Here is a 25190-nt window from a genome sequence, read left to right as displayed (position 1 = left end):
GCCAATCACTGGTCGGATCGGCACCCCTGAGAACAGCACGCCTAGTTCTGCCACTGTTCGCAGCAATCAGGGTCTCATTCATAAAACACTGCTTGGCAGAAGCGGGGGAACCAAATTTTGGGCTTCACATCAAAGCCCTTGGGGTTAAGTTGCACTACGCAACCGAGTGACTTCCTACTCGAACCCGACAGCTCACCTCGTTAGGCACTGGAGGAAAACTAAAATGGCTTCAAAGACTGTACGCAACGCGTCAATCGCGGCAATCGCAACCGCAGCAGTTGCAGGCTCAGCACTCCCCGCTAACGCATACGCAGAGGCAGCACCCGCTGCGGTAAACACCACTTACTCAGCACCTTCACTATCAAGCTTTGACTCAGCTACCACCGAGTTCAGCTACTCATACGACAACGGTTCACAGCAGCTTGCTTCAACTTCATCTGTAAAGCCTCAGTCACAGGAAATCAAGAACGTTGAAGGTTCACGTGCAGCTGTGGTTGCAGCGGCGTATGACGGTATCGGTGGCGCATATGTTTGGGGCGGTGACTCCTACAAGGCTTGGGATTGCTCAGGCTTCGTTGCTAACGTTCTTGCTCGTAGCGGTGTTAACGTAGATTCTTACACATACACTATGAAAGACCAGCTCACCCCCACCTCAAACCCCCAGCCCGGTGACATCGTATTCACCAACGGTTACGCCCACGTAGGTATCTACGTTGGTAACGGTCAGATGATCTCAGCTCTCAACCCCGGTCAGGGCACCCAGCTGACTTCAGTTGACGGCGGCGGCTTCATGCCCGTTGACGGTTACTACACCGCAGGTCTCTAAGACTTAATTTTTGAGAGTACAGCGATAATAAGTTGAGCTTGCATAGCGTTCTGGTCTTTATAAGCGTTATCTGAGCTTCTCACCTAAAACTTGATTTCTTGACGGTGATGCGTCTTGAAATTGCTGATCGATAATTTATCGATGGATGCGGCCCCAGTACGACCAGCACGGGCCGCATTTTTTATGCCCTTTTGTCTCAACAGCGAACATGCAAAGCATCCGAGGTTCGGGGTGGGTAGAATCAGTTGTATGCCTACACAGTTTGAATCTCCCACATCCAGCTCTGACGAAGAATTCAAGTACATGGCAATCGGCATGATTGCCGGTGCCATCCCCGGAATCATTATCGGATTGCTCGTTGCTATTCCGCTTGGTCACGCTGCCATGTGGGTATCCATTGTCGGTGGTCTTGGCGTGGTGATTGGTCTTATTGCCTCACGCATAGCTTTCAAGAAAAAGACCAAGGACCATCGCTCACAAGTATAGACTTTGTAGTTCTCGACGCATGTTATCGCGCGCTTGCTCCTCAAAGAGCCGGCGCGCTTTTTCTGTATAAAAAAGCTGCTCACGCTGGGTCGCATCCGCAAGAAACTGTTTGCGACCACGCCTAAAATCTTCATCGCTGAAATGAGAAAACTCTTGGCGGACGCCCGCGCTATAGCGGTCGTACCTCGGAGTCTTTGCGCCGAGGATTGCCATATCGGCATCAAAAAATGCGTGGACCTCGTGAGATGAAAAGGCCTGAGCGATTTCAGGCGGCAACTGGTCAACAGTATGAGCGGCGGTTGCCTCTATGAGCCCTGCAACCGCGTCCATCTGTTGCTGGGAAATCGCGTCCTGATGGATAAGAGGCGCACCCACATCTCGGGCAAAACGAGCTGACGCTTCTTCATCTTTACCGGGTTGCGCGTCGTACACGATATCGTGAAGCCACGTCGCCAGAACTAGCTCTGCGGTAAGGGGTGTAAGTTTCTCTAGAACAGTCAGCATTTCAAGCAGGTGCGCGCTGTTATGGTAGGCACGATGAGGCTGTTCCCACTGCTCTAGAAGATGCTCTCCTAAATCAGTGAAGTAAGGAAAATACTCGTTCCACTGACGGAGCAGAGTGTTTCGAATCTTCTCCGGGCGCTCCTTCAACGGTACTCGTAGCCCGGATGCGATAAGAGCGCGGGTTAGCTCACCACCGGTTACCGGGGTCGCTCCACCGGAGACCAGCCGGTTGTAAAGGTCATCGGGTACATCGTAGTGGTCGCGATCGAAAGCCCTGAGCGAGATTGAGTGATTCCGCGCGAAAGCGTGCAACTCAGCGTAACTGGTGTCTGACACCATGTGCGAGAACAGGCGTCCGTGAGCCGGCCACGCCGGGGGATCAATCAAAATAGCCATACTTTATAGTTTTTCACACCTGGTTTGGGTGAAAAAATGAAAACACATATACTGGTGAGAGTCTTGAAAAAGATAAGCACTCGTAGCTCAGCTACGCGTCAATTTTCCGAGCGTGCGAGGAGATAAAAATTGAGGTGTAGAAGCGAGCGCAAGCGAGTAATCCCCTGAGGCTATGACGGGGGAGTAAAAATAAAATATAAGCCCTCGTAGCTCAGGGGATAGAGCACCGCTCTCCTAAAGCGGGTGTCGATGGTTCGAATCCATTCGAGGGCACTAATAAACCCACCTGCTTTTGTCAGTAGGTGGGTTTTTGTTGCCCTCCCTCTAACGCCGAGATCCTGATTTATCGACGAAATCCTGATTTAAAACAGGATCTCGTCGATAAATCAGGATCTCGGCGGATATGTATAGGACGCAGGTAGGGCAACCACCTAGCGTCGCTGTTCGGGTAGCTCGCCGCGGGAGAACGCATCTACTTTGCCGCGTACCAGTCGCACTGCAAGGTAGAGCAACTGGGCGAGCATCGCGAAAAAGAGAACCCAGCGCAAGGTAACGAGCAAGGATGCGAGTGCTACAGCACCGCTGTTGGGGTTGGTGACAGCTGCGTTGAGCACAAAACCGCCGATGATGTATACCAGGGCAAATAGCACGGGAATGATGAGGTACAGGTTGCGTGCCTTAGCGCGTAGGTGTGCCGCGAAGATGAAGCATACCCATGTTCCAGCGAAGAGTACCGGGAAGACAAGGGCTGATACGCGGTGGTATGCCTTGTACTGCTCGAGGTAATCGGGGCCAATGTTGTTGGCAAAGGCAGCAACGTGGTCGCGTCCAAAAGTGAACATGAGCTCGGGGACGGTGTTGCCCGCAAAGTTAGAGAACTGCGGGAGCAACCAAAAATAGTTGTAAGCGCCTAAAAGCACCGCGACGGCAAGCGCCACGTACAGGTACATATTGGATGAGGATTTGGTGGGCTCTGCATATAGCTGGCCGCTGGGGTAGCGAGAGGCGCGTGCAGCCGGGGGAGTAGGATGCGAATCAACCGGGGCGTGCGTTTTGTCTTTGCCGTACAGACGTTCTTTTTGACCTTTAGAGAGACCCATGCTTTCTATTATCGTCAATTTCACCGTGAGTGCACGCTGAGAGTGAAGTCTAACGTTCGAACACATCTTCGGTTTACACTGGAATAACGATGGATCACTTGTTTGACGATGACTTTATGCCCGCCCGTTCACAGAACTCGCGCCAGCCCGCTGGCGATTCGGTGCCTGTAGAAGAGCCGCCGTACGACCCTTTCTACGATGCTACCGCGCCGGACGCTGCGTATGAGCAGGAGCCGACGCCCAATCTTGAGGTGCCGGCTGATATTGTTGCGCTAGATGATGCGTTCTCTGACTTTATGCCGCCCAGCTACCAGGTAGGGCGTCACGAGGAGTTTGCTGAGCCGTCCGTCGCCCCGTCTGCTGCGCGTTTAACGGAAGGGCTGAACGAGCAGCAGAAAGAGGCCGTCATTCATGCTGGTTCGCCCCTGCTTATTGTTGCGGGTGCGGGCTCGGGCAAAACCCGCGTCCTGACCCACCGTATTGCCTATCTTCTGGCAACTGGACGCGCGCATCAGGGGCAGATTCTTGCGATCACCTTTACGAATAAGGCGGCTGCTGAGATGCGTGAACGTATTCAGCAACTGGTGGGGCCGCGCGCTCAGCATATGTGGATTTCTACCTTCCACTCTTTCTGTGTGCGAGTGTTGCGTCGTGAAGCTAAAACTCTGGGTCTTAAAACAACATTCTCGATTTATGACTCCGCTGATTCACTGCGCCTGATCACCTTGATCGCTAAGCAACATAACTTGGATTCTAAGAAGTTCGCACCGCGTTCTATTGCCAACAAGATCTCCGGGTTGAAGAATGAGCTGGTTTCTGCTGATCAGTACGCCATGCAGGTCAGCGAATCTAACCCGTGGGAATCGGCGATTTCAAAGGTGTACACGGATTACACTGCTCGTTTGCGCGCAGCTAATTCTTTGGACTTCGACGATTTGATTGCGCAGACCGTGCACCTCTTGCGAGCATTCCCGCAGGTCGCTGAATACTACCGCCGCCGCTTCCGCCATATTCTGGTGGACGAGTACCAGGACACCAACCACGCACAGTACGCGCTGGTTCGCGAACTGGTGGGCGCGCATCGCCGCAACGATGAGCAAGGCCCGTACCCTGGCGTCGTTGAACCTGCAGAACTCACCGTTGTGGGTGACTCTGACCAGTCCATTTATGCCTTCCGCGGTGCAGATATTCGCAATATCACCGACTTCGAGAGCGACTACAAGAACGCTCGCACCATTTTGCTGGAACAGAACTACCGGTCAACACAGAATATTTTGAGCGCAGCCAACGCGGTGATTGAGCGCAACAAGGATCGTCGACCCAAAAAACTGTGGACGGCGTCCGGCGACGGCGCAAAAATTACCGGTTACGTAGCTGATTCTGAGTACCTTGAAGCCCGCTATATTGCTCAAGAAATCGACCGTCTGCGCGATGAACACGAGACACTGCCCGGCGATATCGCGGTCTTTTACCGCACTAACGCGCAGTCACGAACACTTGAAGAAGCTCTTATGAAGGTGGGCCTGCCCTACCGCGTCGTGGGCGGCACACGCTTCTACGAACGTAAGGAAATCAAGGACGCTCTGAGCTACCTGCGCGTACTTGTGAACCCTGACGACGATATCAACGTGCGCCGCATCCTCAACGAACCTAAACGCGGTATTGGTGCTAAATCTGAGGGTGTTGTTGCTGATTATGCATCCCGTGAGCGCACCTCATTTATGACTGCGGCGCGAGCAGCTACCGATATTCCCGGGCTGGGCGCTGCAGGAGCTAAAAAAATCGTCGGTTTTGTTCAGCTCATCGACGATCTCGCGCAGATTGCTGAAACCGAGGATGCCGCCACCTGCCTTGAAGCAGTACTGGAGCAGACCGGCTACCTGCAAGCACTGCGGGAATCCAACGATATTCAGGACGAATCACGCGTGGAAAACCTCTCCGAGTTGGTCGAAGCGGTACGTGAGTTCCAGACCGATAACCCAGAAGCAGGTCTTGAAGACTTCCTCGAACACGTTGCGCTGGTCGCCGACGCTGACCAGATCCCTAACAAACCCAAGGTAGGGGAGGACGGCGAAGGCCCCACCGCTGCGCAGATTGCGGCGGAAGTTGCTGAGGCGCGCTCGCAGGGTGTGATTACTTTGATGACCTTGCATACCGCGAAGGGACTAGAGTTCCCCGTGGTCTTCTTGACCGGTCTTGAACACGGGCTCTTCCCGCATCAGCGCGCACTGACCGATGATAGCGAGATGAGCGAAGAGCGCCGCCTGGCCTACGTGGGGCTGACGCGCGCGATGGAACGCCTCTACATTACGCGCGCCGAGATGCGGTCTATGTGGGGCAAGAGCCAGTACAACCCGCCCTCACCATTTATCGAAGAGATTCCCGAAGAACTCATTGAATGGAAGCGGCGCGGTGGTGCCCAGTCAGGAGGCTGGAGCTCAACCGGTTTCTCTGGCGGTTACGGTAACTCCGTCTACACCGATCGCTTTAGCGGGGGAGTGAAGTCATCGTACGCGTCCTACGGCACCGAAGAACGCGGTGACCGTTTTGGTCGCAGCAGCACTGCCGACGTCTCTGGCTTTAAAGCCGCAACAAAGAACGTCTCCCGTGTTCAGCAGAACAAAGAGATTCCTGCGCTGTCAGTGGGTGACAAAGTCAAGCATGCGAAATTCGGCGAAGGCACCATTATTGCTGTGGAAGGTAGCGGCGATAAGACGGTTGCTAAAGCACGATTTGGCACCGACGAGAAGCGTCTGATGCTTCGCTACGCGCCGCTTACTAAAATCTAGCTATTTCTGTGAAGCGAAGAAATAAATTAACTCTTCACATATAATCGTTAGTCATTAGCAAGGGCGCTGATAGTAAAGCCCATGACATACATAGGTGAAATTTATGCATGAAGACGCAGTAGCATCGCCGGCTGACGAATTTTCTGAGGCGATGGACGCGGCTACAGATACCACAGTCCAAATCAGCGAGATTACAGATCTCACCTTGTTTCGCATTGAGATCGACCCCGATTCTGAGGGCGCTCAGCGAATGACGAAGGTGCTGGGCACTGAATTCCCTCGCTACAGTGGCGAAGTCAATGGTGATGCTTTGGCGCAGGAAATTCTGTACGGTACCCGCCAGGTGGTTGCTACTTTGAATGTAGAACCTCACGTATTTTTGGTGGTCAGCCGTGTAGATCCGATTAAGCTGGGGCGAGCTCTTGATACCGCTCTTGGTAACCACGATGGTTTTGTGGTGGACGTTTCCGCTAACCGTGCGGTCATTAACCTCAGTGGTTCTGGCGCGCCCAAGGTGCTGGATGCGAATGCAACTTTCGAGGACGCATCGCCCAAGTATTTTGAGCCCGGCATGGCTTTTCGCGTGCGCGTAGGTGATTCTGCGCTGATGCTGTGGAAGCTGAGCAAGCAGGAGTACCTGATGGTGCCCCGTAAATCTGATACCGCGCCTTTCGTCATTAATATGCTCGACGCGATTGAGGACTACCGTTCTTAGTTTACAAAGAAAATAATTCCAGAACCCGGCACAACTGAGTTTAAGACTGATCATTCTCAGATGCGCCGGGTTTTTCTTTATCTACTTTCCCGGAAAATCAGGGGTACAGGGGCGACCGCACATCGGCTTTACTCGCGTCCTGCCCACACATTGCAAGCGCATATTTACTTTGTGGCACTATATTTCATCTTTTTCGCCAGCGAGTTAGGGTGTCATCGCTCATATCAGCTAAAGTGGGCTGTGGAGAATCACACTGTGCTTCAGCTCTCGCTCTCGCGAGAGATGCCAGTGTGCTTCAAGGTAAGAAGCTTGGGACGCCCCCGAGCATGAACTTCGAAGAAGAAGGACAAAACCTGTGGACCTGTTTGAATACCAGGCACGCGATCTCTTCGAGAAGCACGGCGTACCCGTGCTTCAGGGCATCGTGGCCACTACTCCCGAAGAAGCGAAGGCAGCTGCTGAGAAGATTGGCGGCGTCACCGTCGTCAAGGCTCAGGTCAAGGTTGGCGGACGCGGTAAGGCTGGCGGCGTCAAGGTCGCAAAGACCGCCGATGAGGCTTTTGAATATGCACAGCAGATCCTCGGTATGGACATCAAGGGCCACACCGTAAAGCGCGTCATGATCGCCCAGGGCGCTGACATCGCTGAAGAATACTACTTCTCAATCCTGCTCGACCGCTCAAACCGTACCTACCTCGCAATGTGCTCCGTCGAAGGCGGCATGGACATCGAGACCCTCGCAGCTGAGCGTCCTGAAGCACTCGCTAAGGTAGAGGTAAACCCCGCTGAAGGCCTGAACGAGGCTAAGGCTAAGGAAATCGTTGAGGCTGCTGGCTTCCCCGCAGACATCCAGGACGACGTCGCAGCTGTTCTGGTTAAGCTCGGCGAAGTCTACGACAAGGAAGACGCAACCCTCGTTGAGGTCAACCCGCTGGTCAAGACCGGCGACGGCACGATCCTCGCACTCGACGGCAAGGTCTCACTCGACGACAACGCAGAATTCCGCCAGTCAGAGCACGAAGCTCTCGTTGACAAGTCAGCTGAGAACCCGCTCGAAGCTAAGGCTAAGGAAAACGACCTCAACTACGTCAAGCTCGACGGTGAAGTCGGCATCATCGGTAACGGCGCAGGTCTGGTCATGTCCACCCTCGACGTTGTTGCATACGCGGGCGAAAACCACGGCAACGTCAAGCCCGCAAACTTCCTCGACATCGGCGGCGGCGCATCAGCTGAAGTCATGGCAGCAGGCCTCGACATCATCCTCAACGACGAGCAGGTCAAGTCTGTATTCGTCAACGTCTTCGGCGGCATCACCGCATGCGACGCTGTAGCAAACGGTATCATCAAGGCTCTTGAAATCTTGGGCGACAAGGCAACCAAGCCCCTCGTCGTACGCCTCGACGGCAACAACGTTGAAGAAGGCCGCAAGATCCTCAACGAAGCTAACCACCCGCTGGTACACCAGGCAGAGACCATGGACTCAGGTGCCGACAAGGCAGCTGAACTGGCTCACACCGCATAAGACCGCCGTTAGATATTTTTAGAAGGTAAAAACTATGTCTATCTTTTTGAACAAAGACTCAAAGGTCATCGTTCAGGGCATCACCGGCGGCGAAGGCTCAAAGCACACCGCACGCATGCTCGCATACGGCACCAACATTGTTGGTGGCGTGAACGCACGCAAGGCTGGCACCACTGTTACCCACACCAACAAGGACGGCCAAGAAGTAGAGCTGGACGTCTTCGGTTCAGTATCAGAAGCTGTAGAAAAGACCGGTGCGAACGTCTCCATCGTTTTCGTTCCGCCGGCATTCACCAAGGACGCAGTCATCGAAGCTATCGACGCTGAAGTTCCCCTGGTAGTAGTCATCACCGAAGGCATTCCCGTACAGGATTCAGCTGAATTCTGGGCACACGCAAAGTCAAAGGTCGACGCTAACGGCAAGCAGATTACCCGCATCATCGGACCCAACTGCCCCGGTATCATCACCCCCGGCGAAGCCAACGTAGGCATCACCCCCGGCAACATCACCGGCAAGGGCAAGATTGGTCTGGTCTCAAAGTCAGGTACCCTGACCTACCAGATGATGTTCGAACTGCGTGACATCGGATTCACCACCGCAATCGGCATCGGCGGTGACCCCGTCATCGGCACCACCCACATCGACGCTCTCGAAGCATTCGAAGCTGACCCTGAAACTGAAGCCATCGTCATGATCGGTGAAATCGGTGGCGACGCTGAGGAACGCGCAGCAGAGTTCATCAAGGCAAACGTCACCAAGCCCGTTGTCGGCTACGTTGCAGGCTTCACCGCTCCCGAAGGCAAGACCATGGGTCACGCAGGCGCAATCGTCTCAGGCTCATCAGGTACCGCAGCCGCTAAGAAGGAAGCTCTCGAAGCAGCAGGCGTGAAGGTCGGCAAGACCCCGTCAGAAGCAGCTCAGCTCATGCGCGACATCTTCGCAGCTAAGTAAACCAGCTTCTACACAGCGAAAAGGTGGGGCGTCCTCGTCAAGAGGGCGCCCCACCTTTTTGTATTGCTTTACTCTAAAACATTGCTGTGGGTTGTTTGCTGTAATTCTACGGCGCTAATCCTGCTTTAGAATGCGGATGCTGGTTTTTAGGTTCGTGGGTGAGGGCGCGCTAGCGGACGCCGTGCGCCAACTTCCCCTTAAACGCCAACCCCGAGCCAGTTGGCTACGACGCCCGCTAGCTTCGCAGGAAGTCTTTACACACAAAAACGGGGCGTCGCCCTAAAGAAACGCCCCGCCTATATTAGGTAATAGATGACTATATGAAGCTGGTTTCTAACCAACCACGGTTACACCGTTATCTGTTGTGAAGCTACCGGTATAGCGGATGTAGTAGCTTTCGCCGCCGTTCGGCACACAGACGTCATTGTAGTAACTTACGTCGGTTACAAGTTAGAGCCCGGCCAAGTTGTGTTTGTGGGGGAAGTTGTGCCGGTGTTTTGCCCTGTGAAGGTGAAAGTGAAGACATCGTACTGGTTATAAGGTGCCCCAGGCATCGTAATAGTTGTCGGACCTGAAACCGTGTAGTCTCCCTGAACTACGGTCAAACGGGTAATTAGGTTTGCAGGAAACGCTACCTGCATCTGAACATTATTCAGAGTTACTCCGGTAGTGGGAGAATTATTAAGCTCAGTTACGCCAAATCCGGGTGCTTCGCCGTTGAAACTAGCATCAGTGTAAAAAGTAAAATAATCAACATAACCAGAGCCGATATCACACTGCCCATTGTTGAAAGTTTCGTATTCAGAGAACCAAGATGCCGTAAAAGTGTAGTCCTTGGGCCAAGACGCATACGCCGGCACCGCCGCCGTCGCCATTACTGCCGGGGTTGCCCCGGCGACGCCCTTCGCGAGCGAACGGCGTGAAATGTGTGAGCTCATTATTTCCCTAATTTTTCTAGTGCGGGGGAAAGCGCCAGTGAACTACAGTGACCCATATTTTCCTTGCCACTAATTCACATACGCTAATAGTTCGAAAAACCAGGATCTCGTGCACAAAAATCATAAAAACCAAAGAGGCTTATTCAAAAGTCCTCCCAGCCGCATAAAACACCAGACCCCGCACCAGAAGAAAACACCTGCCGATACAAACTCAACGGCCGTCTAAACCTCGAATAAAGAACCCGCCAGGTCTTCACTTGAGCGATAACCCGCTCCACCACAGCCCGTCATCTATTGATAATGCGATTATTATCCTTGACACCCTGAGGCACTTTCACACCAGGCTTACGCCTGGTCGGGGTTGCTAGCCCCAGGCCTATATAGCCCTTATCGGCCAGAGTCGAGGAATCCAGTAGCTGATCTAGCCCGTGAGCTGTGAAAGCATGAGCATCATGCCTTGCCCCGGGTAGCGGGTCAGTGATGACTAGGAGCCTGCCATCGAGGGTGCAGATGACTTGGTGGTTGAAACCGGTTCGTTTATGTTTGCCCGAAAAATTTGTTTTTCCTAGTGAACGCCAGTTCTAGGTGGGTACAAGAGTTGCATCGACAACCAAAGAAGCTGGTACATCCAGGCTCATTTTCAAAGGCTGTTCTAGAGGTTTGAAGACCTTTGCAAGCGCCTTTTCGATAGTGTTGATGGTTCGTGAGATGGTAGGTTGCGAGACGGTGAAGATTTCAGCAAGTAGCTCTTCGGTGAGGTTGTGTCGGTGGTAGAGCAGAGTGGTTTTGAGTGTCTGAGCTGGAGTGAGGGCTGGTGGTCTTCCTCTTGGTTTACCCCAGATGAGTTGGTTGGTCAGGGTTGTCAGTAGTGTGGCAAATTGCGTGGCGGTTAGGCCGGTTGTACGCTGGTGGTGCAACGGTTCTTCTTGGTGCGGTGTTGAGAGTATTTGTGGTTATTTATCCTCAATTTTTTGCCACTGGTGGGGCCGTTGTCTAGTTGGTGGGTGTGGGGTGTGTGCATACTTTTGAATAAGCCTCAATGATCGTCTCCAGGATTTTTCTATAACTATAAATGGTTTTAATCTTAAAATATGAAGATGCACGAGATTTCCTTAATAGGGCTCTCGTGCATCTCAATATAAAAGTCAGTAGACGGCTTAGATGGTGTGCATGGGTGATGGAATCCATAAAGTTCCAAAGCTTAGGTTACTCTGTTCGCCCAGAACGCCAGGTATGGTCTACCAGAATTTCCTGCGCTTTCAGAAGTTGGCCTCACCTTTAAGTAATATTTTTGACTACCCCATGGATAGAATCATTATTGAGAATGTATTCTTGGTAAACAATGGTATTACCCTTTGAGGTTGTCGCTGTGTAGGTAACAACCTGACTCACAATGAGATTTCCAGGGTCTCCAGAGTATGCCACCATATTAGGGTATTGGAGCGCGTATCCTGCAGTTCGGGTAACGATGTCGCTAGAAACAAATGTCTTGCAACCGTTAGCATCAGTTGAATATGAACCGCTGGAGAGTGGATCATTGGTAAAAGTTACAGACCACATATTGCGAGTGGTTGTTCCTCCATCTTCTAGATTGATGGTAGTGGTGCGGGCGCGAGCTGCACTTGTCTGGGTCCAACCCGGTCCCAAACCAGAATCGTCAACATTTACTGTATTTTGTGTAGGATCATCAAAACCTTGATTATTTCCTGCAGTGCGGGTGGAGTTAGCATTTTCAACGCTAAGAGTAACTGAAAGGGAAGTGACGGTTTCATCCGCATCAAGACCATAAACATCCATGCCACCTCTATCCAGAGTGAAGTACTCAGTGGTGCGGTTAGTGTTTGCATCGACAATTTTCTCGCCATACTCAAAGCCCGTGGCAAGCGACGCTCCTGCATCCAAGGCACATATGTCCTTAGAAGCCGCATAGGCAGGAACCGCAGCGGTAGTAACAACAACGGGAGTTGCCCAGACAGCGCCTTTGGCAACCTGGCGACGGGTAAGGGAGGGGGACATAGGTATTCCTATTCTTCGGGGAGGGGGATGAGGGATGCTGAAGGAAGTTACCTGCGAGTGCGGGTAGAATCTGTTAGCTTACTGCGACAGTCTAAATAATAAAAATGATTAAATCTACTTTTGAATGGATTATTGTTCATTAAATTCAAAAATATGAGGCTTATTCGTTTTGATTGAAGCCCTCAAAGTCACCCTCCCAGCTGGGGCTGGCAGAGAAAGCATACTACGGGTTGAGGCTGCTGGCTCCGACTAAAACGGAAGGCCTCAGCGAAGATGAGAGTTGCGGTGAAATAGGATAATCATCGGATTAACAGATTGCATTCGATGGTTCAGCGGAACGTTGCCCAGAATAAAACCTGGCGGGTTTTGCATACAGATTGTCCGGCACCCGTCGATCTTTGAAGAGACGGTGTTTTCTTTCCCAAGCCTACCGAACTACTCCGTTATGGAGTTCAAACGCACTGAGCGTCAGGTGAATAAGTCAAGCCCCGAGGCACATGTATCAGTGCGCTCGGGGCTTGACATTACTGTCCTCGCAACCGTAGAAGCGATATCAACAAGGAAAGTTCTGGCTTATCATTCAGGAATTAGCTCAACTTCGCGATAATCGCCTTGTTGAAAGCCTCAAGATCGCCGGGGTTACGGCTGGTAATGAGATTGCCGTCTTCCACAACTTCTTCATCAACCCATTCGGCACCAGCGTTTTGAAGGTCCAGCTTCACCGAAGTGTAGGAGGTTAGCTTTTTGCCTTCAACCTTCTTGGAATCGATGAGCAACCAGGGTGCATGGCAGATTGCCGCAACGGGCTTCTCTGCCTCAAAGAACTGAACGGTAATGGAGCGAGCCTCAGGGTTGATACGCATTGCATCGGCGTTGAGGGTACCGCCGGCGAGAACAAGCGCATCGAAGTCCTCAACGTTAACGTCTGCCAATGCGAGGTCAGGGGTGAAAGTATCTGCTTTCTCCCAGTCGCCGTTCATGCCCTGGAATTCTTTGCCTTGAGGGGCTGCTAGTGAAACCTGCGCGCCGGCGTCCTTGAGTGCATCACGGGGTGAGGTAAGTTCAATCTGCTCTACGCCCTGGCTAGCGAGAATAAGAACTTTTTTATTGCTGAGGTCAGCCATGGTTACTCCTTGAATCTAGTGATACTAAGAAAACTTACTGTTCTAACTGTAGTGGAGAGATGAATATCTACAAAATTCTTTCGAAGTTACCGAATCGGTCTACCGCGATCAAAAGATGCTACCCCCCCCTATAAGATCACCAGATGAGCCGGGGGAGGGAGGGCGAAAGGTAGCCCATAAAGTTCAATGCGTTACTTAATTTAGAAGGATTATAAATAACTCTTCCAAACCATGAATACATTCTTACTTCAAGGCCGCCGCTAAAAATGGTGCAGAAACACTTTTTGCTGAAGTCGCCACCTGCGATGGGGTGCCAGCGGCAACAACCTGACCCCCGTCATCTCCTGCGCCAGGGCCCATGTCTATCACATAATCTGCCGTTGCAATAATTCGCATATCAAGCTCAACCATCACTACCGTGTTACCGGAATCCACTAAGGTCTGAAGATGAGACATCAAGCGGTCTGCATCAGAGCAATGTAAACCTGTAGTGGGCTCATCCAGTACATAGAGAGTGTCGCCCCGTTGAGCCCTCTGCAATTCAGAGGCAAGTTTGACTCGTTGAGCCTCACCACCAGATAACTCTGTAGCAGGCTGCCCCAAACGCAGATAACCCAATCCAACATCACTCAGCGCAGTCAATGAACGCATAATATCGAACTCTCCCTCAAAAAACTCCAAGGCTTCGTCCACACTCAATTCCAAAACTTCTGACACGTTCTTACCTCGCCACAAAATTTCCAAAGTGCTCGACTGATAACGAGTGCCGTGGCAATCAGGGCATTTTGTATAGACCGATGGCAAGAAGAGTAGCTCTACCATCACTGACCCTTCACCTTCGCAGGTGGGGCAGCGTCCGCCCGCTACATTAAAGGAGAATCTGCCTGGTTTGTATCCCCGGCGTTTGGCCTCAGCGGTATCGGCAAAACGACGGCGTACATGGTCAAAGAGCCCTGTGTAGGTTGCAATATTTGAACGAGGTGTTCGCCCAATAGGTTTCTGATCGATGGCAACCACGCGGCGTATCCCGCTGAAATCACCTTCAACAGTTCCCCTCGTTTCGGGGGTCTGCTCGGCCCTTAGAATTTCATCTCCCTCAACGGGTGATTCATCTACCTGCGCCGTTTTACCTAGGCGATGCCCTACCAGTTGAGGTAGGCACTGGCTGACTAAGCTAGATTTCCCCGAACCTGAAACACCTGTGACCACAGTGAGAATACCTAGAGGAATTTGTACATCTACGTTATGGAGATTATTTCGGCTCACTCCAGAAAGTTTTATCCACTGCTCGGGTTTCCGCGGAGTATGTGGCGCGAGCCCACTGTCTCCAAAGAGGTAACCGCGTGTAAGAGATTCCTGGACGTACGCTAAACCATCAACTTCACCGCTGTAAAGAACTCGACCACCATGTTCTCCAGCTCCTGGCCCTACATCCACAATCCAGTCAGCATGTTTCATTACTTCAATAGAATGCTCCACCACAAACAAACTATTTCCTCGTGCTTTGAGCCCGTCAAGAACGCCTAGAAGAGCACGGGTGTCTTGAGGGTGAAGCCCAGCAGAGGGTTCATCTAATACGTAGACCACACCAAAAAGTTCAGAGGTCAGCTGAGTAGCTAAGCGCAACCGTTGCAGTTCGCCCCCGGAAAGGGTGGGGGTCATCCGATCGAGAGAAAGATAGCCTAAGCCGAGGTCAATAATGGGGCGAAGACGCTCAATGAGGCCAGTGGCCAGCCGAGAGGTAGCGGCGAGTTTTTCAGTAGGCTGAGGGGGAGCCTTAAGAGCTTCCGGTTCTATCTCAGTGGTAAGTCCATTTGCGGGAGTGCCGGGCTCTGTAGCTTCTTCTCCCGTTTTTTGGTGCAAGCCTTGCCCCAGCGCTTCTTCCTCCCTTGCATTTAGGGGTATTTTGCGGGAAGCATCTTCAACAGCTTTTTCAAGAAGACTGGTTAGCTCATGGAGAGGCAGGTGGGAGAAATCAGCTATATCTAACCCTGCAAAGGTGACGGAGAGAGCCTCTGATTTGATGCGTTTACCGTGGCAGGCTGGGCACGGGATGGATGTGAGAAACTGCGCCACCTTGCGCTTCATGGAGGCACTTTTAGTGTTGGCAAAAGTATCCAGTACATAGCGTTTTGCGCCCACATAGGTGCCGCTGTAAGAAGGCTCAGCACCTGCTTTTTTGGCTGCTTGAGCTTCGGCAAGTGTCATTCGCGAGTAGACCGGTACGTGCGGGGTTTCGTCCGTATAAAGAATCCAGTCGCGATCTTTTTTCGGAAGATCTTTCCAAGGGACGTCCACATCGTAGCCAAGTGCCACTAAAACGTCTCGAAGTTGATGCCCGTGCCAGGCGGTAGGCCAAGAAGCTATGGCCCGTTCACGGATGGTCTTGGTGGGATCGGGAACCATGCGATCTTCGGGAACTTCATAGACTCTGCCAATTCCATAGCATTGAGGGCATGCACCCTGCGGTGTGTTGGCAGAGAAATCCTCAGCATAGAGCATGCTCTGATGCTCTGGATATTGACCGGCGCGTGAAAACAACATACGAACCAGACTTGAGATGGTAGTGATGCTACCAACGGTCGATCGTGAGTTTTGTCCACCTCGCTGTTGCTGTAGGGCTACGGCTGGAGGCATCCCGGTAATGGAGTCGACGTCGGGCACTCCTGCCTGATCGATAAGACGGCGGGCATAGGGTGCTACCGACTCTAGATAACGGCGCTGTGATTCTGCATAGAGAGTTCCAAAGGCAAGAGAGGATTTCCCCGATCCCGAGACACCGGTGAAAACGACGAGAGCATCGCGCGGTACAGAAAGATCGACGTTTTGCAGGTTGTTCTGGCGTGCTCCCAGTACTCGAACATCTGGTTGAATGTGAGTTTCGTTGTCTGTGACGCGTTCGTGTAAATAGCTCATAGATAAATCTGACCAATCGCTTCTGTGTAAGGCGCAGGGAGCCTCAAAATCGGTGTGATTTCTTGTCGTTTGCAACTTTACTGCCTATCCCCGTCGATTCGTAACAACGATTTTTTGTTCTCTTTCAATGGGTAGGTGAAGATCTTGTTTTACCCTCCCCTCTGCTAAGCTTACGAAGAAGCTAAAAGCCCCTTGAGATGAATAAAACACTCCCTCTTCTGAGGGACTATTCCTCGTCAAGAGTTTTAGCTTCAACCCTAAGAGCTTCCTCAAAGAAGAAAGCAGTGAGGAAAAATCATGGCAGATAAAAATCGCGCAGTAGTATTCCACGGCGTCAAAGATATGCGCGTGGATACCCTTGACTTCCCCAAGCTAGAAATGCCTAACGGCAAAAAAGCCCCCCATGGCGTTATCGTCAAGCTGATTGCTACCAATATCTGTGGCAGTGACTTGCACATCTACCGTGGCTCCTTCCCTGTACCCGAAGGTATGGTGATGGGCCATGAAATGACCGGTGAAGTTGTAGAAGTCGGTTCAGATGTTGAGTTCCTCAAGCCCGGTGACATCGTTTCTGTACCCTTTAACGTAGCGTGTGGTCGTTGCCGCAACTGCCGCAACGGACGCACCGAGGTTTGCGAAACTACTAACCCTGAGGTTTCCTGTGCAGCCTACGGTTTCAACCTTGGTGGCTTCGCAGGCGGCCAGGCAGAATACATGTTCGTGCCCTACGCTGACTTCCAGCTTCTTCGTTTCCCTGACAGGGATCAGGCAATGGAGAAAATTCTAGACCTTGCAGTGCTTTCCGATATTTTGCCCACTGCTTACCATGGTCTGGTCGAAGCAGGTGTGAAGCCTGGTTCTACTGTCTATATTGCAGGTGCTGGTCCGGTAGGTCGCTGTGGTGCTGCTGCTGCTCGCCTCATGGGCGCATCTTGCATCATCGTGGGTGATTACTATGAGGATCGTTTGGAACTGGTTCGCCAGAATGGTTGCGAGACCATCAACCTTTCCAAGGTTGACTCCATCAATGATGCGATTGAAGCTATCCTTGGCACTCCCTATGTTGACTGCGCAGTTGACTATGTAGGCAACGAAGCACACGGTCTGGGCGAAGAAGCTGAGAAGACCAAATCGTCTTACGCTATCAATCAGGTTCTGGATGCAACCCGCCCCGGTGGAGCAACCGGCATCATCGGTGTTTATGGTGCTAACCCTATTTCTCCTGTTCCTGCTGAGCGTGAGGGTGTTTACTCTCTCAACTTCGGTGATGCTTGGATTAAATCGCCTCGTATTGCCGGTGGTCAGGCACCGGTTATGCATTACAACCGTGAATTGATGATGTCGATTCTGTGGGATCGTATGCCTTATCTTTCAGATATGCTCAACATCAAGGTCATTAGCCTTGATGAGGCACCTCAGGCATACGCGGACTTCGATAAGGGTTCATCATTGAAGTATGTTATTGATCCGCACGGTAGCATTCCTACCGCTAAGTAAATAAATTCTCCGAGAAGAATTAGGGGGAGGGGATTGGTTTGACCGATTCCCTCCCTTTTTTCTGTGAATGAGAAGGGCCTTGAGAGGGCCCGATTAATCTGTGGGGAAATTTTAATACCGCAGGGGAAATATTTTTTCCCGAATCTGTGTTGTACATCCAGTTAGACGATATTTTCTACCGAAAGTAAGAGAAGAATGACGGGTCTTTTTGATTCTGCCCAGGTAGGTGCGATCCACCTCAATAACCGTATTATTATGGCACCCTTGACACGCTCACGCGCGGCTCAAGACGGTATTCCTACCGATATGCACATCGAATATTACAAACAGCGGGCAGACAACGGTTTGATTGTTACCGAGGGTACATTCTTTGAAGACATCAACCGTGCATTTTTGGGGCAGCCCGGCATCGCCACTGCCGAACAACAAGAAGGATGGCGTAAAGTTGCCCAGGCTGTTCATGAACAGGGTAGCGAGATCGTTATGCAGATTATGCATGGAGGCCGTCTCACTCTTCCCTCCATTAACGGATTCGACCAGGGTGAATCTTCTAGCGCAATTGCTCCAGGCGTTACTCTGCATGGTGCAGAAGGGCGAGAAGAGGTACCTACTCCTGTAGCTCTCGATAGCGAGGGCATTGAGCGGGTCGTGAGAAAATTTACTGAAGGCGCTCGACGTGCCATTGACGCAGGTATGGATGGGGTTGAAGTGCACGGAGCCAACGGTTACCTTCTTCATCAGTTCCTTGCCCCCAGTTCCAATCACCGTACAGATGAGTATGGTGGGAGCCCCGAAAATCGTGCTCGTTTAGCTATCGAAGTTATTCGCTCTATTGCAGATGAAATTGGAGCTGACCGGCTGGGCCTGCGTATTTCACCTATGCATAACATCCAAGGTTGCATGGAAGAGGATGAAAATGACGTACGGGCTACTTATAAGGCTTTACTAGACGGCATCGCTGATTTGAATATCGCTTATCTCTCCGTTTTGTATCAGGACGCGGAGAGCGACCTCGTTGCCTTTTTGCGGGAGTCTTTTGGCGGTTTTATGATTCTCAATACAGGTTTTGGTACGGAGACCGAATTGGACGAGGCTCGTCATATCGTGGAGGATGACCTGGCTGATGGGGTAGCGGTTGGGCGCGAGATTATTGCTAATCCGGATCTTTCTTACCGTTGGAAGAATGATCTTCCGTTGAATCCTATAGATTCGGATACCTTCTATACCCCGGGTCCTCATGGTTACATTGATTACCCTATGGCAGGTCAGGAATAACTTGCTGAATGGATAGATAGTCCGTGTACTTTCTCTAATTTTATTGAGGGAGTGGACTTTCTATTTGCTTCCACCTTTTGATATGAATAGCCCCCTGTCTTGTAGCACGGCAGGGGGCTATCTTTTTATTTTCTTTTGTAGGCTACGCCGTTGTAATCATTCTCTGGGCTTGGAGAATCTCCCGGGCTACCTGTGCAGAGGAATGTGGCGTCAGCAGCTTGGACTGGGTACAGCGAACAAATGTAATAAGAGACCCCACCATTTTCTTGAGTCTCTGCTCTTAACCCTGTTGCCCGAGTCAGATCCCTCAGGTTCCGCAGCGTATGCTCGGGTAGGTAGACCGCTGATTTTTACCACCTTTGCGGGTGATGAGTAGACGCCCCTGCGATATGTCGGATTCCCTAATATTTAAGGCTTCGCTGATGCGCAGACCCGTGCTCAGCAACAAATCCACCAGTGTCTGAGCACGCAGGGAGTGCTCGGTTGCTGTATCGAGCAACCGTAGGGCTTCGCGTTGGGTGAGGGCTTGGGTGGCGGTGAAATCTGGGTCAACCGGTGGTCTGCGGATATAGTCAGCGGGGGATTTGTCAATCACCTCATCCAGCAAGAGGAATCGGTAGAAAGCTGAGATGGCAGCTAGGCGCCTGGCCACCGATGCATTCGAATCGGTGTACTTTTCGTGGACTCGGGAGAACACATCCAGGTGGGTGCGCCGCACCTGCAAGAGATCAGCGCGTGCTTCGTCGAGAAAGGCGCAGAATATCTTCAGGTCATTCAGGTAGGCCTGTTGAGTGTTGGCTGAGGCGTAGGAGAGGGCCCAGGAGGTGATGTGCTCACGGTATTTCACGAAATTGGGCAGGGTTGAGTCAGTTTCTATCAACTCTGATGATTCACTGGTGATTATCTCAAGTTCGCTGGGCATTCACGAGACACTTTCTGGGCAAAACACGTTTTCGAGACCCATGCCACCGAAAAACAGTAGCTAGGCCCGCTGAACCCATTTTATGATACATAACATGCATTATGGACCAGAAATTAAACTAAAATAGGTGCCTCAAACTTACTTTGAATTTAAGACACCTGTCGAGGTCCAAGCCACTTATGCAAAGGGCGACCTATCTGCTGTGCACCTTTGGTAATTCGAGTGCGGACATTCACTAAAATTAGATGATTCTTTCGATGTATTCCGCACCTACAGAGGTATCTAACCCCTGAGAATCAGGACCGCCTAAAACTAATACCGGGCCGAAAATCATGGCTTCACGAGGTAAAGTTTCGGATACTTCAGATACTCCAGCTAGGCGGTTGCTTTCTTGGTAAAAAAATGTGCTAGCACGCTCATTCATTACAGCACCTACCTTGTAAGCGCCTTCTGCATCGAAATAAAGAGAAAGGGTTCGTCCCGGTAGCACCGTCATATCAAATGACCTTACCTCTAGTACCTCTTTGATGTTTTCTGCATAATCCCCCGCATCCACAAGACGTGGTGGTTGTGTGTTGTCTTCGGGGATAAGAATTCCCATGATTCTCATCTGAGAAACTCCTTTGAACTAGTCATGGTTATTTTTATAGGGCTTTAGAGGTAAGCGATGTTTCCACCTCGTGGAGAGTCAACGCGCTTATAAAGGAAACTCTCGCGGATATGCCGCACTTGCTCACCGAGCTCAGCATCTGCTTCATCAGTGCAAACATCGAAAGCGACTAAGCCCAGCATGGTTTTTTCGATATCTCGGATGACTCCGCTGTAGACTACAAAACCATTGATGGTAGCTAAAAATGGCATATTTGTAATGTCTTCTCGGTAAGGCTTAGACCACCAGCGAGTTACACCTAAACGCGCCTCTTCATCGGTGAGCTTGGCATGCCAACCCATATATTTACGTTCCCCATCATCTGAATCCACCGTTCGCGCAGGACGGACTCGTACATTCAGGATGTCCTGATCACCATGAACCTGGTGGTACTTTTCAAGATCAACTTTCTCAACCCGTTGAAGAGGCACTACCGCTTCGGGTGCTATTTGTAGTCGACCTTTAAGGTCTAAAGTCACGCTTCCATCAATCCCTGAAAACTTATCGAGGACACCTGAAAGAGCAATGCCTTCAGCTGCTTTGCGATTGAGCTTTTCGTGCTCCTCTAATCCCTGATTACACAGCGTGATGAACTGCGAAAGAGACAGGTAACTGGGGGTTTGCTGGGGAGGGAAAGCGTACCCCTCATCGTCGTAACTAGCCATGATATTCCTTCTGCAAAATTTTTACTATCCAATATCATCATATCACAAATAATGATTAGTAAAAATATTTCCATGTACTTACATAAAGGGCTTCATGGGTTTTCACCTGCCTCTACTTCATTCCTGGTTGGGGTGAAAAAATTCTAAAAATATTTTTCGAATCATTCACCCTAGTCAGGTGTGGTTACTCTTGAAATATGTACAAAACTAGATGAAAAAAAATTATCTTTGCGTTGCATAATATATTTACGTTGTGTATTGTTTAACTTGTTCGAACGACTAAGAAAAACAAAAACGAAAGATAAAATCATGGCTGTCAATGCATCATCTGCACGTAAAATTAACGCTCTTTGCCTCCCTCACGGATACTCTGTGGTACGTCAGAACACCTTGCCGAATTCTGATATTGATTGCGAAAATCTGCTGTCGATTACAGACCAAAAAAATCGTAAAAATTACCTGGGCATCCGTATCACCAAATCTCTGAACCCTTCACGTCGGTGGAACGAAAAACAGATTCAAGATATCCGAGCTCTTTTGTATGCTGCTCGCGTTCGTAAAGTTGAAGCACTAGTAATCTTGTGTCCCAGTTTGAAAGAAGGAACTAATATTCAAATTCTTCCTGCAGTTGATGTGCTCAAGGAATCATTGGATGCTTATGCTCAGACTGAAGAGGCGCAGACTTCATATTGGACTGAAGAACGTGCAGATATTTTGAGTGAACTGAATACTATGCCGCAATCAGAGTTTGAGCCGGTATCCGATGTAAGTCTTTCGCAGGAAAAGTCTGTAGCTTATCGTTCAATCGTGAAAATTGAGGGAGGTGAATTTTATGCTTTTGCCAGCCCGACCTCAAAAGATGTTGTCGCTGTGATGCCTTTAGGACATTCGAAACACCGTCACAATTTGCAGGATTGTGTTTGTGAGCCGTTTGCTGAAGTAAAAGCGGAAGAATGGAATAAGCATGCTCCAGTTCTTCTGCCGAATGGCCACGAGTCTCATCGAATGCTCAGCTTTGATGCTCAGGGAAACATTCTTTAAGAACTTACTACTACCCGAGAATCTTTAGGTCCCTTCCTAATGTGCACTTTTTATGAGGGGACCTGCGCATTAAAAATAATTATTGAAAGAAAACGATAATGGATACTTCAATCTTCAAAAATGAGGATTATTTCTTTGAGGGCTACGTCAAAGGATGGTCTGTATCTTGCTGGTCACGGTGGGAAAACGAAACAATGCTTGAAGGAGATATCTCTGCAGCTATGTGCGCCTTCTTTGGGGATCTTGAGGAGGTTACTATTAACTTCTTCTGTCAAAAGATGGGGGTAAAGAAATCAGCTCGATATGCCTATCGGTTACGAGAGATTTCAAGTGCAGAACCATTCGTTTCAGGTTTGCTTGGTTCAGAAGTTACTAGCGGAAAATCTACGCAGCGTCGCCCTGATATTGCGCTTACGCGTACTAATCTTGATAGTGAGCAAGATGAACTCATCGGAGCCGTTGAGCTTAAGGGAAACGCTCAGATTAATTATGTTAATTGCCCTACGGGCGAGCACCCCCATTACAGTAACCAAGTAATTTGTTACACCAATGGGTGCTGGCTAGACCCGGAAAAAGTGGATAACGATGCGGTGAAATATTTGTGGCTGGCTCCGGAACAAAAGCTAAGCACCGAAAAGATGCGCAGTGTGGGTATCAGAGCAGATGCTGATCATTGGACCCATAACAATGGTGTGAGTGGCAGTCTTGAAGCTTTTTATTGGCAAGAGAACGCGTGGCAGTACAAGTGGAGGAAAGCTGCGGTTCAGGAGTTGTGTGATGTTATAGCAGCTGTTCATTCAGGTCTGGGAGAATTTGCTGAGGCTGTCAGGAAGTGGTGTTCGAGATAAGCACTAGCTGAAGATATCTCCAGTAGCAAGCACTCTTCGCCTACGCCATTGTTGTTTTGGCGGTGAGGCTTATTCAAAAGTATGCACACACCTCACACCCACCAACTAGACAACGGCCCCACCATAGCGGCAACCTTGAGGATAAATAACCACAAATATTCTCAAACCGCACCAAGAAGAACCGTTGCACCACCAGCGTACAACCGGCCTAACCGCCACGCAATTTGCCACACTACTGACAACCCTGACCAACCAACTCATCTGGGGTAAACCAGGAGGAAGACCACCAGCCCTCACTCCAGCTCAGGCACTCAAAACCACTCTGCTCTACCACCGACACAACCTCACCGAAGAGCTACTTGCTGAAATCTTCACCGTCTCGCAACCTACCATCTCACGAACCATCAACACTATCGAAAAGGCGCTTGCAAAGGTCTTCAAACCTCTAGAACAGCCTTTGAAAATGAGCCTGGATGTACCAGGTTCTTTGGTTGTCGATGCAACTCTTGTACCCACCTGGAACTGGCGTTCACTAGGAAAAACAAATTTTTCGGGCAAACATAAACGAACCGGTTTCAACCACCAAGTCATCTGCACCCTCGATGGCAGGCTCCTAGTCATCACTGACCCGCTACCCGGGGCAAGGCATGATGCTCATGCTTTCACAGCTCACGGGCTAGATCAGCTACTGGATTCCTCGACTCTGGCCGATAAGGGCTATATAGGCCTGGGGTTAGCAACCCCGACCAGGCGTAAGCCTGGTGTGAAAGTGCCTCAGGGTGTCAAGGATAATAATCGCATTATCAATAGATGACGGGCTGTGGTGGAGCGGGTTATCGCTCAAGTGAAGACCTGGCGGGTTCTTTATTCGGGGTTTAGGCGGCCGTTGAGTTTGTATCGGCGGGTGTTTTCTTCTGGTGCGGGGTTTGGTGTTTTATGCGGCTGGGAGGACTTTTGAATAAGCCTCGGTGTGATGATTTCCCTCTATTTCTTTCTCCAATTTTCTCGGTAGAGGGAAGCCATCTGATCCCCAAGTAATACTGGAGCAGTAGGATGGAAGGGACCTTCTCTCCTAGGGGTAACAGAGTCTACGGCGTCTGTCGAGACGAGTGACGACTATAGTGTCGTTTTCGCGTGCGTATTCCAAAGCAGCTTGAAGTTGAGAACGTTTAGATTTGGCGCCTGAAGCAATTTCGTGAAAAAGTCTTTTGTACCCGTGCGCGGTTAACTGCTCTCTTTGTGTTTGAAGGTATTCTTTTTGTTCATAGGCCGAAACGCGAATATAACCTACTTTCATGTCATTGGCCCTCATCTCTCGCGTTGGTCTGCTTATTAGGTGGTGGAGTGCGGTTTTAACTTATTGATGTGACGAGTTTTGCGAACCTAATGTTATCTCTCTAGGGTAATATCGCTTAAATAATTTATCGCCCTCTCTTTTTTGCTTTACAGCAAATTTTTCGCCATCTAAAGCTCTCTCAATAATCTCTCTCACTTGTGTTGGATTTTCAGCTTCAACTAAATATTTAGTTAGAGTAGCTGTACTAACTTGATGTTCATCCATGATTCCACCTGCAATCATGATACAAATTGCATACACTACTAGAGCTAGAAGTCCCCCGACTAACCTCTCAACCGCACTATCTGCAAACCCCGCTGAGATAATTGCTAGAACACCACATCCTAATAGTCCTAGTAAAATCGAGAATGATGCTTTCATTCTTATTCCCCAAGGAGGCTTATTCATAAGGGAGGGGCAACCCCACCCCACCAAAAGACAACGAGGCTTATTCAAAAGTAGGAACACACCCACACCCCACCAACTAGACAACGGCCCCACCAGCGGCAAAAATAAGAGGATTAAATCACTACAAATAACCTCAAACCATACCGGAAGAACCGTTGCTCCACCAGCGTACAACAGGGCTCACACCTCAGCAATTCACCACGCTACTGACAGCCCTCACCTCTCATATCACCTGGGCAAAACCAGGCGGAAGACCACCAGCACT

The 25190-nt window shown here is 50.5% G+C and carries 23 protein-coding genes, 1 tRNA gene, 1 pseudogene and 1 riboswitch; of the genes and pseudogenes, 12 read left to right on the top strand and 13 right to left on the bottom strand.

Annotated features, from left to right (window positions below):
- The first annotated feature begins 76 nt into the window (after positions 1 to 76).
- A riboswitch (cyclic di-AMP (ydaO/yuaA leader) is annotated at positions 77 to 218 on the top strand.
- A 5-nt stretch (positions 219 to 223) separates the two neighbouring features.
- The gene (locus HF984_RS05085; RefSeq protein WP_168614604.1) at positions 224 to 826 is read left to right on the top strand and encodes a C40 family peptidase; all 603 of its coding nucleotides are present in this window, start codon (positions 224 to 226) and stop codon (positions 824 to 826) included.
- A gap of 249 nt (positions 827 to 1075) precedes the next feature.
- Complete coding sequence (locus HF984_RS05080; protein ID WP_168614603.1) at positions 1076 to 1312, top strand: hypothetical protein; 237 nt, start codon at positions 1076 to 1078, stop codon at positions 1310 to 1312.
- Here the strand turns inward: HF984_RS05080 and HF984_RS05075 are convergent.
- Complete coding sequence (locus HF984_RS05075; protein ID WP_168614602.1) at positions 1301 to 2212, bottom strand: DUF4031 domain-containing protein; 912 nt, start codon at positions 2210 to 2212, stop codon at positions 1301 to 1303. The genes HF984_RS05080 and HF984_RS05075 overlap by 12 nt on opposite strands.
- Before the next feature lie 200 nt (positions 2213 to 2412).
- Here HF984_RS05075 and HF984_RS05070 point away from each other — a divergent pair.
- A tRNA-Arg gene (locus HF984_RS05070) sits at positions 2413 to 2485 on the top strand.
- A gap of 158 nt (positions 2486 to 2643) precedes the next feature.
- Here the strand turns inward: HF984_RS05070 and HF984_RS05065 are convergent.
- Positions 2644 to 3312 (bottom strand): hypothetical protein, encoded by a 669-nt coding sequence (locus HF984_RS05065; RefSeq protein ID WP_168614601.1) that lies wholly within the window; start codon positions 3310 to 3312, stop codon positions 2644 to 2646.
- Between the two features lie 89 nt (positions 3313 to 3401).
- On the opposite strand from HF984_RS05065, the gene pcrA reads away from it, so the two are divergent.
- The 4 genes from pcrA (at position 3402) to sucD (ending at position 9290) form a co-directional block, all read left to right on the top strand.
- Positions 3402 to 6101, top strand: a complete 2700-nt coding sequence (gene pcrA, locus HF984_RS05060; protein WP_168614600.1) for a DNA helicase PcrA — start codon at positions 3402 to 3404, stop codon at positions 6099 to 6101.
- Between the two features lie 103 nt (positions 6102 to 6204).
- Positions 6205 to 6816 (top strand): aminomethyltransferase family protein, encoded by a 612-nt coding sequence (locus HF984_RS05055; protein ID WP_168614599.1) that lies wholly within the window; start codon positions 6205 to 6207, stop codon positions 6814 to 6816.
- A 355-nt stretch (positions 6817 to 7171) separates the two neighbouring features.
- Positions 7172 to 8338 (top strand): ADP-forming succinate--CoA ligase subunit beta, encoded by a 1167-nt coding sequence (sucC, locus tag HF984_RS05050; protein WP_168614598.1) that lies wholly within the window; start codon positions 7172 to 7174, stop codon positions 8336 to 8338.
- Between the two features lie 34 nt (positions 8339 to 8372).
- The gene (sucD, locus tag HF984_RS05045; RefSeq protein WP_168614597.1) at positions 8373 to 9290 is read left to right on the top strand and encodes a succinate--CoA ligase subunit alpha; all 918 of its coding nucleotides are present in this window, start codon (positions 8373 to 8375) and stop codon (positions 9288 to 9290) included.
- Between the two features lie 443 nt (positions 9291 to 9733).
- Here the strand turns inward: sucD and HF984_RS05040 are convergent, their stop codons facing one another.
- From HF984_RS05040 to uvrA, 6 genes and pseudogenes are all read right to left on the bottom strand, one after another.
- On the bottom strand, positions 9734 to 10228 hold the full coding sequence (locus HF984_RS05040; RefSeq protein ID WP_168614596.1) for a hypothetical protein: 495 nt from the start codon (positions 10226 to 10228) through the stop codon (positions 9734 to 9736).
- 287 nt (positions 10229 to 10515) lie between these two features.
- Positions 10516 to 10779 (bottom strand): annotated as a pseudogene (locus tag HF984_RS11915) (transposase family protein); the annotation flags it as partial.
- 30 nt (positions 10780 to 10809) lie between these two features.
- The gene (locus HF984_RS05030; protein ID WP_168614595.1) at positions 10810 to 11145 is read right to left on the bottom strand and encodes a helix-turn-helix domain-containing protein; all 336 of its coding nucleotides are present in this window, start codon (positions 11143 to 11145) and stop codon (positions 10810 to 10812) included.
- A 361-nt stretch (positions 11146 to 11506) separates the two neighbouring features.
- Positions 11507 to 12244, bottom strand: a complete 738-nt coding sequence (locus HF984_RS05025) for a hypothetical protein (protein ID WP_168614594.1) — start codon at positions 12242 to 12244, stop codon at positions 11507 to 11509.
- A gap of 587 nt (positions 12245 to 12831) precedes the next feature.
- Positions 12832 to 13368: a type 1 glutamine amidotransferase domain-containing protein gene (locus tag HF984_RS05020; RefSeq protein WP_168614593.1), complete on the bottom strand. Its 537-nt coding sequence runs from the start codon at positions 13366 to 13368 to the stop codon at positions 12832 to 12834.
- 243 nt (positions 13369 to 13611) lie between these two features.
- Positions 13612 to 16284 carry an excinuclease ABC subunit UvrA gene (gene uvrA / locus HF984_RS05015; protein WP_168614592.1) on the bottom strand — a complete coding sequence of 891 codons (2673 nt, stop codon included), beginning with the start codon at positions 16282 to 16284 and terminating at the stop codon, positions 13612 to 13614.
- Positions 16285 to 16581: 297 nt separating this feature from the next.
- Between uvrA and HF984_RS05010 the strand changes: the two genes are divergently transcribed.
- Positions 16582 to 17781 (top strand): glutathione-independent formaldehyde dehydrogenase, encoded by a 1200-nt coding sequence (locus HF984_RS05010; RefSeq protein WP_168614591.1) that lies wholly within the window; start codon positions 16582 to 16584, stop codon positions 17779 to 17781.
- Between the two features lie 195 nt (positions 17782 to 17976).
- Positions 17977 to 19056, top strand: coding sequence for an alkene reductase (locus HF984_RS05005; protein ID WP_168614590.1), 1080 nt, complete (start codon positions 17977 to 17979; stop codon positions 19054 to 19056).
- 307 nt (positions 19057 to 19363) lie between these two features.
- On the opposite strand, the gene HF984_RS05000 is transcribed toward HF984_RS05005, so the two are convergent.
- The 3 genes from HF984_RS05000 to HF984_RS04990 form a co-directional block, all read right to left on the bottom strand.
- A complete protein-coding gene (locus HF984_RS05000; RefSeq protein WP_168614589.1) occupies positions 19364 to 19978 on the bottom strand; it encodes a tyrosine-type recombinase/integrase in 615 nt (204 codons plus the stop codon).
- Positions 19979 to 20219: 241 nt separating this feature from the next.
- A complete protein-coding gene (locus HF984_RS04995; RefSeq protein ID WP_168614588.1) occupies positions 20220 to 20579 on the bottom strand; it encodes a hypothetical protein in 360 nt (119 codons plus the stop codon).
- Positions 20580 to 20632: 53 nt separating this feature from the next.
- Complete coding sequence (locus tag HF984_RS04990) at positions 20633 to 21292, bottom strand: hypothetical protein (protein WP_168614587.1); 660 nt, start codon at positions 21290 to 21292, stop codon at positions 20633 to 20635.
- A 309-nt stretch (positions 21293 to 21601) separates the two neighbouring features.
- On the opposite strand from HF984_RS04990, the gene HF984_RS04985 reads away from it, so the two are divergent.
- The 3 genes from HF984_RS04985 (at position 21602) to HF984_RS04975 (ending at position 23995) form a co-directional block, all read left to right on the top strand.
- Complete coding sequence (locus HF984_RS04985; RefSeq protein ID WP_168614586.1) at positions 21602 to 22333, top strand: hypothetical protein; 732 nt, start codon at positions 21602 to 21604, stop codon at positions 22331 to 22333.
- A 98-nt stretch (positions 22334 to 22431) separates the two neighbouring features.
- A complete protein-coding gene (locus HF984_RS04980; RefSeq protein ID WP_168614585.1) occupies positions 22432 to 23181 on the top strand; it encodes a hypothetical protein in 750 nt (249 codons plus the stop codon).
- Positions 23182 to 23365: 184 nt separating this feature from the next.
- The gene (locus HF984_RS04975) at positions 23366 to 23995 is read left to right on the top strand and encodes a transposase family protein (RefSeq protein ID WP_168614584.1); all 630 of its coding nucleotides are present in this window, start codon (positions 23366 to 23368) and stop codon (positions 23993 to 23995) included.
- 258 nt (positions 23996 to 24253) lie between these two features.
- Here the strand turns inward: HF984_RS04975 and HF984_RS11910 are convergent, their stop codons facing one another.
- Both HF984_RS11910 and HF984_RS04965 read right to left on the bottom strand, forming a co-directional pair.
- Complete coding sequence (locus HF984_RS11910) at positions 24254 to 24478, bottom strand: recombinase family protein (RefSeq protein ID WP_168614583.1); 225 nt, start codon at positions 24476 to 24478, stop codon at positions 24254 to 24256.
- Between the two features lie 60 nt (positions 24479 to 24538).
- Complete coding sequence (locus HF984_RS04965; RefSeq protein WP_168614582.1) at positions 24539 to 24898, bottom strand: hypothetical protein; 360 nt, start codon at positions 24896 to 24898, stop codon at positions 24539 to 24541.
- Between the last annotated feature and the right edge of the window lie 292 nt (positions 24899 to 25190).

Source organism: Rothia terrae (assembly GCF_012396615.1).
GTDB classification, from domain to species: Bacteria; Actinomycetota; Actinomycetes; order Actinomycetales; family Micrococcaceae; genus Rothia; species Rothia terrae.
The sequence above is the reverse complement of the archived record's forward strand: the minus strand, read 5'-3'. Positions and strand labels throughout refer to the sequence as shown.

Bases quoted from the DNA above. Each gene is read 5' to 3' on its own strand.
- HF984_RS05085 (WP_168614604.1), top strand. From the start codon at position 224: ATGGCTTCAAAGACTGTACGCAACGCGTCAATCGCGGCAATCGCAACC.
- HF984_RS05080 (WP_168614603.1), top strand. From the start codon at position 1,076: ATGCCTACACAGTTTGAATCTCCCACATCCAGCTCTGACGAAGAATTC.
- HF984_RS05075 (WP_168614602.1), bottom strand. From the start codon at position 2,212: ATGGCTATTTTGATTGATCCCCCGGCGTGGCCGGCTCACGGACGCCTG.
- HF984_RS05065 (WP_168614601.1), bottom strand. From the start codon at position 3,312: ATGGGTCTCTCTAAAGGTCAAAAAGAACGTCTGTACGGCAAAGACAAA.
- pcrA (WP_168614600.1), top strand. From the start codon at position 3,402: ATGGATCACTTGTTTGACGATGACTTTATGCCCGCCCGTTCACAGAAC.
- HF984_RS05055 (WP_168614599.1), top strand. From the start codon at position 6,205: ATGCATGAAGACGCAGTAGCATCGCCGGCTGACGAATTTTCTGAGGCG.
- sucD (WP_168614597.1), top strand. From the start codon at position 8,373: ATGTCTATCTTTTTGAACAAAGACTCAAAGGTCATCGTTCAGGGCATC.
- HF984_RS05040 (WP_168614596.1), bottom strand. From the start codon at position 10,228: ATGAGCTCACACATTTCACGCCGTTCGCTCGCGAAGGGCGTCGCCGGG.
- HF984_RS05025 (WP_168614594.1), bottom strand. From the start codon at position 12,244: ATGTCCCCCTCCCTTACCCGTCGCCAGGTTGCCAAAGGCGCTGTCTGG.
- HF984_RS05020 (WP_168614593.1), bottom strand. From the start codon at position 13,368: ATGGCTGACCTCAGCAATAAAAAAGTTCTTATTCTCGCTAGCCAGGGC.
- uvrA (WP_168614592.1), bottom strand. From the start codon at position 16,284: ATGAGCTATTTACACGAACGCGTCACAGACAACGAAACTCACATTCAA.
- HF984_RS05010 (WP_168614591.1), top strand. From the start codon at position 16,582: ATGGCAGATAAAAATCGCGCAGTAGTATTCCACGGCGTCAAAGATATG.
- HF984_RS05005 (WP_168614590.1), top strand. From the start codon at position 17,977: ATGACGGGTCTTTTTGATTCTGCCCAGGTAGGTGCGATCCACCTCAAT.
- HF984_RS05000 (WP_168614589.1), bottom strand. From the start codon at position 19,978: ATGCCCAGCGAACTTGAGATAATCACCAGTGAATCATCAGAGTTGATA.
- HF984_RS04995 (WP_168614588.1), bottom strand. From the start codon at position 20,579: ATGGGAATTCTTATCCCCGAAGACAACACACAACCACCACGTCTTGTG.
- HF984_RS04990 (WP_168614587.1), bottom strand. From the start codon at position 21,292: ATGGCTAGTTACGACGATGAGGGGTACGCTTTCCCTCCCCAGCAAACC.
- HF984_RS04985 (WP_168614586.1), top strand. From the start codon at position 21,602: ATGGCTGTCAATGCATCATCTGCACGTAAAATTAACGCTCTTTGCCTC.
- HF984_RS04980 (WP_168614585.1), top strand. From the start codon at position 22,432: ATGGATACTTCAATCTTCAAAAATGAGGATTATTTCTTTGAGGGCTAC.
- HF984_RS11910 (WP_168614583.1), bottom strand. From the start codon at position 24,478: ATGAAAGTAGGTTATATTCGCGTTTCGGCCTATGAACAAAAAGAATAC.
- HF984_RS04965 (WP_168614582.1), bottom strand. From the start codon at position 24,898: ATGAAAGCATCATTCTCGATTTTACTAGGACTATTAGGATGTGGTGTT.